The sequence below is a fragment of the uncultured Rothia sp. genome (assembly GCF_937976295.1).
GTDB lineage: Bacteria > Actinomycetota > Actinomycetes > Actinomycetales > Micrococcaceae > Rothia.
This window is the reverse complement of sequence record NZ_CALJRY010000359.1, coordinates 1-4286: the sequence shown is the minus strand read 5'-3', so window position 1 is coordinate 4286 and position 4286 is coordinate 1. Positions and strand designations below refer to the sequence as shown.

The 4286-nt window shown below is 62.4% G+C and carries 4 protein-coding genes and 1 pseudogene; 4 read left to right on the top strand and 1 reads right to left on the bottom strand.

What is annotated here, in order from left to right:
- Positions 1-192 precede the first annotated feature (192 nt).
- The 4 genes from Q0216_RS09600 to Q0216_RS09585 are packed head-to-tail and all read left to right on the top strand — an operon-like array spanning position 193 to position 3619.
- Entirely contained in the window at positions 193-1158 is a 966-nt protein-coding gene (locus Q0216_RS09600) for an ABC transporter ATP-binding protein (protein ID WP_298594890.1), read from the top strand.
- Entirely contained in the window at positions 1155-1934 is a 780-nt protein-coding gene (locus Q0216_RS09595) for an ABC transporter permease (RefSeq protein WP_298594887.1), read from the top strand. The genes Q0216_RS09600 and Q0216_RS09595 overlap by 4 nt, the downstream gene beginning before the upstream one ends.
- 3 nt (positions 1935-1937) lie before the next feature.
- The gene (locus Q0216_RS09590) at positions 1938-2633 is read left to right on the top strand and encodes an ABC transporter permease (RefSeq protein ID WP_298594885.1); all 696 of its coding nucleotides are present in this window, start codon (positions 1938-1940) and stop codon (positions 2631-2633) included.
- A gap of 5 nt (positions 2634-2638) precedes the next feature.
- A complete protein-coding gene (locus Q0216_RS09585; RefSeq protein ID WP_298594893.1) occupies positions 2639-3619 on the top strand; it encodes an ABC transporter substrate-binding protein in 981 nt (326 codons plus the stop codon).
- A 143-nt stretch (positions 3620-3762) separates the two neighbouring features.
- Here Q0216_RS09585 and Q0216_RS09580 read toward each other — a convergent pair.
- Positions 3763-4286 (bottom strand): annotated as a pseudogene (locus tag Q0216_RS09580) (alpha,alpha-phosphotrehalase); the annotation flags it as partial.

Here is a 4286-nt window from a genome sequence, read left to right as displayed (position 1 = left end):
ACGAAATCCGCCTCCAGGCTTCTACAGTGGGGCGGGTTTTGTTTTTAAAAAACTTGAGGGTTGCAGATAGTGCGACCCGTCGACAAGGCGGCATCTTGGGAATAAAACCCCAAGGTGCCGCCTTTTTGTATGCAGAGACAACTTTGTATGCAGAAACAACGCCACGCTCACTCGAGAAAGCATCCCGCACCCATGACCGCTCAGAATCCCAATGCACAGCCTCCCAATGCACAGCTTCCGGAGAGCTCACCTCAGATTCCGAGCTCACCCCAAATTCCCTGGGCAAAAAATGCTGCTGTCGGCGGTGCTCAGACAGGCGGAATTCGCTTTGATAACATCACCAAAAGCTACCCGAGCCGAACCGGTGAACCCACCACGGTACTACAGAACCTGAACCTGCACATTCCCGCCGGTCAGATTACCGTGTTCGTCGGCCCCTCCGGCTGCGGTAAAACCACTAGCCTACGCATGATTAACCGCATGGTTGAGCCCAATAGTGGCACCATCACCATTGACGGCGTGAACGTGCACGAGAAGAACCCCTACGAGCTGCGCCGCGGCATTGGCTACGTGATGCAGCAGGGTGGGCTCATGCCGCACCGCACCGTTGCGCAGAATATTGCCACCGTGCCGCGCCTGCTCGGTGCCTCCCGCAAACAGGCGCAGGCCCGTGCCCTCGAACTGCTCGAAGTGGTCGGCCTGGATTCTTCGTATGCGAAGCGCTACCCCTCCCAGCTTTCGGGTGGCCAGGTGCAGCGCGTTGGCGTGGCGCGTGCCCTCGCCGCGGATGCGCCCGTCCTGCTGATGGATGAGCCGTTCTCCGCGGTGGACCCGGTAGTGCGTACCGACCTGCAGAAAGAGCTGCTGCGCCTGCAGGGTCGACTCGCCAAGACAATCGTGTTCGTTACCCACGACATTGATGAGGCGCTTCTGCTCGGCGATACAATCGCCGTCTTCGCGGAGGGAGGCCGCCTCGCGCAGTTCGGCACTCCCGAAGAGATTCTCTACAGCCCTGCCGATGATTTTGTGCGCTCCTTCGTAAGCCGCTCCGTTGCCGGTCTGCTGGATGAGCAGACGGTGCGCCAGGCGCGCGCACGCCGACTTGCCGCCTTGCAAGAAGCGCAGAGTAGCACGGCAGAAGGCGAGAAAAGCGAATGAGCCTTCTAACAAATATTGTGCTCGCGGCGCCACTTCTCACCGTGCCAGCTCTCACTGCGCAGCCCCTCGCTGCAAGCGATATGCACTGGGAATGGGTCGCCACCAATAGTCGGCGCATCCTCGAACTGACCCTCAGCCACCTCTACCAGGGCGTCGTGCCCGTCGCGATTGGCGCCCTCGTTGCGTTGCCGGTCGCCTACTACGCGAGCCGTCGCCGCGACCGTCGACCTGAGCGTCGCCTCGGTGCCCGAACCCTCATGCACCTCTCCTCGCTGCTGTACACCATTCCCTCCATTGCGCTGTTCGTGCTGATGCCGCTCATTCTGGGAACCTCTATTATTTCCCCGCTGAACGTGCTCGTTGCCCTGAGTATCTACTCCTTCTCGCTCATGGTGCGCTCCGGTGTGGAGGCCTTCGACTCCGTACCCGATAGCGTGCACGAATCTGCCCGCGCCCTCGGATACACGCCCCGACAGGCGCTGATGGAGCTCTACCTGCCCCTCGCCGTGCCCGTCATCATGGCGGGAATCCGCGTGGCAACCGTGGCAAATATTGCGATGGTGTCCGTGGGTGCCCTCATCGGTGTGCCCTCGCTCGGCACGCTCTTCACCGATGGGCTCGCGCGCAATATCCCCTCGGAGATCCTGGCTGGCGTGATTCTTAGCCTGCTGCTGGCGCTGGTTCTCGACCTGCTCCTTATCCTTCTGACGAGGGCGCTTACACCCTGGCAGGCGGCTACGGTTAAGCACCGCCGCAGCCCCGAAAGGAAGGCATAACCCGTGAACGTCATAGAACGAACCTTCGCCTACCTCATGGACGGCGCCAACTGGCAGGGAAACGGCGGAATCCTCGTGCGCCTGCTCGAACACCTGAGCGTTACCGCCCTCGCCACCGCCTGCGCGGCACTCATCGTCGTGCCCCTTGGCCTCTGGGCTGGACACCACCGACCCTCCGACGGCACGAACCGCCGCAGCAACCTGCTCATGAGCGCCGTTGCCGCCACCCGCGCACTGCCCGCGCTCGGTCTGCTCACCATCCTGGCGCTCTGGCTGGGCGTCTCAACCCTGCCCGCCCTCATCGTGCTCATTATTATTGCGGCGGCACCCCTGCTCGCCGGAGTTCTTGAAGGCCTCGCCGCCGTGCCGGAAGACCTCGTGGACGCGGCCCGCGCCCAAGGCCTGACCGAATGGCAGATCCTGACCCGCCTCGAAATCCCGCTCGCCGCCAACATGATGCTCGGCGGGCTCCGTTCCGCACTCGTGCAGGTCATCGCGACTGCGACCATCGTCGCCTACCTGAGCGGCGGAACCCTCGGCAGGTACCTCTTCGACGGGCTCGCCGTGCGCGACTATCCGCGTATGCTCGTCGCAACCCTGCTCGTGGCGCTTCTCGCCTTCGCCGTGGATGCGCTCATGGGCCTCGTGCAGCGTGCGCTCACTCCTGCGGGGCTCACCATCAACCGGAAGAAGGCATGAACCCGATGAATCAGACGCCTCAAACCTTCACGCGCCGCGCTGTATCTCGTCGTACAGTATCTCGCCGCACCGCCCTAGCCGCCGCGGGAGCGCTCGGCTTGGCGGGCATTCTTAGTGCCTGCGGGCTCAGTGGCGACAAAGTCTTCAGCGGCGAACACGAAGGAATCATCGTCGGCTCAGCGGCCTTCGCCGAGTCCCAGATTCTCGCTGAAATCTACGCTGGAGCCCTCGCACGCGCGGGATTCAACGCCCGCACCCAGCTGAGCATCGGCGCCCGCGAGGCGTACCTGGGGGCACTCGCCTCCGGTGCGGTGGACGTTATCCCGGACTATTCCGGAAACCTGCTGCTTTACCTCGACCCGCAGGCAACCGCCTCAACCGCCGAGCAGATTCTGCAGGCACTACCCGCCGCCCTCGGAACGCTCTCGACCGGCACCTCCGGGGCTGAAATTCGCGCCCTCAACGCCTCTGAGGCGGAGGACAAGGACTCGCTCGTGGTCACCGCGCAGACCGCCCAGAAGTACGGTCTGCGAAGCCTTGAAGACCTCGCCTCCCACTGTACGAATTTGAAGCTCGGCGCCGCCCCGGAATTCGCCGAGCGCGCCTACGGTATCCCGGGCCTGAAAGAGAAATACGGATGCGTCCCCGCCGAGTTCGTGCCCCTCTCGGATGGTGGTGGCGCGCTGACCGTCAAGGCTCTGCTGGATGACACCGTGCAGGTGGTTGACCTCTACTCGACCACGCCCGCGATTGAGCAGAATCAGCTGGTGGTGCTGGAGGACCCGAAGAATATGATTCTGGCTCAGCAGGTGCTGCCCATTATCAATACGTCGCGAGTTCCCGACTTGGCGGTGGAGGTTCTGAATCGTGTCTCGGCAAAGTTGACCACCTCCGATTTGCGTACCCTCAACGACCGTGTTTCGGGTACCTCTAAGCAGGAGCCCGCGCAGGCGGCGGCTACCTGGCTGAACGAGCAGGGCTTCTAAGAGTCCGCTTGGCAGGATTTATAAATTCCTCTGCAGGAATGGTATAAACAAAACCGACCTGGGAATATTCTAGAAATAGAATATTGCCAGGTCAGTTTATATCATCCCGCCCCACAGGCTAGGGGAGAGGCGCGGAACCGCTTTTAGCCCTCAATCAGCAGCGCCAGAGCCTCGTAGGGGCGCAGGCTCAGCATCACCGTTTCAGCAGAATCCGTCGCAGCGGAATCGACCGCAATGGAATCCACTGCAGAATTCTTGTAATTACACACCAGCACGCGGCCTGAACGAACGAACTCAGCCGGAACCTCAACCTCGGTCGGCTCACCGTAGAAGTTCGTCAGCACCAGCAGACGCTGCACCGGGCGGCTACCATCGGCGGGCAGTTCACGCAGGTACGCAAACACCCGCTCGTGATCCAGCGCGTAGGGCGCGTACGAACCCGCAGAGATGACCGGGTACTGCTTACGCAGAGCAATCAGAGAGCGGTAGTAGGGCAGAATCACGCCGTCACGCTCCTCATCCTCCACCGAAATGCCGGCACCGGTCGCCGCATCACGCACCGGGGCGGGCGCCAGCCACGGCGACGCGGAACCGAACCCGGCGGTTGCCGGGTCTGCGGTCCACTGCATCGGCACACGCGAATTATCGCGAGCCTTCGACGCCACAA